General features: G+C 66.0%; 1 protein-coding gene. It reads left to right on the top strand.

Features of this window, described 5'->3' with window-relative positions; genetic code table 11:
• A partial coding sequence (locus tag DIE21_RS36840; RefSeq protein ID WP_124502206.1) for an aminotransferase occupies window positions 1-953 on the top strand: 953 nt, incomplete at both ends.

Here is a 953-nt window from a genome sequence, read left to right on the forward strand (position 1 = left end):
ACGACCGCCGAATACCGCGCGCTCGACGCCGCGCACCACATCCACCCGTTCTCGGACATGGGCGCGCTCAATCGCGCGGGCAGCCGTGTGATCGTGAAGGCCGACGGCGTCTACCTGTGGGACTCGGACGGCAACAAGATCATCGACGGGATGGCCGGCCTCTGGTGCGTGAACGTCGGCTACGGCCGCAAGGCGCTCGCCGACGCCGCGTATCGCCAGTTGCAGGAACTGCCGTTCTACAACACGTTCTTCAAGACCACGCACCCGCCGGTGATCGAACTGTCGGCGCTGCTCGCCGAAGTCACGCCCGCAGGCTTCAACCACTTCTTCTATTGCAACAGCGGCTCGGAAGGCAACGACACCGTGCTGCGCGTCGTGCACCAGTACTGGCGCGTGCAGGGCCAGCCGCAGAAAAAGTTCGTGATCTCGCGCAGGAATGGCTACCACGGCTCGACGATCGCGGGCGGCACGCTCGGCGGGATGGGCTACATGCACGAGCAGATGCCGTCGAAGGTCGAGCACATCGTGCACATCGACCAGCCGTACTTCTTCGGCGAAGCGCAAGCCGGCGAGACGCCCGAGGCGTTTGGCCTCGCACGCGCGCAGCAGCTCGAGGCCAAGATCCTCGAACTCGGCGCGGAGAACGTCGCCGCGTTCATCGGCGAGCCGTTCCAGGGCGCGGGCGGCGTGATCTTCCCGCCGTCGACGTACTGGCCGGAAATCCAGCGGATCTGCCGCAAGTACGACATCCTGCTCGTCGCCGACGAAGTGATCGGCGGCTTCGGGCGCACCGGCGAATGGTTCGCGCACCAGCACTTCGGCTTCGAGCCGGACCTGATCACGATGGCCAAGGGGCTGACGTCGGGCTACGTGCCGATGGGCGCGGTCGGCATTCACGAGCGCATCGCGCGCCCGATCATCGACCACGGCGAATTCAATCACGGCCTCACGTA

It is taken from the genome of Burkholderia sp. Bp9140 (assembly GCF_003853425.1).
Lineage (GTDB): Bacteria > Pseudomonadota > Gammaproteobacteria > Burkholderiales > Burkholderiaceae > Burkholderia.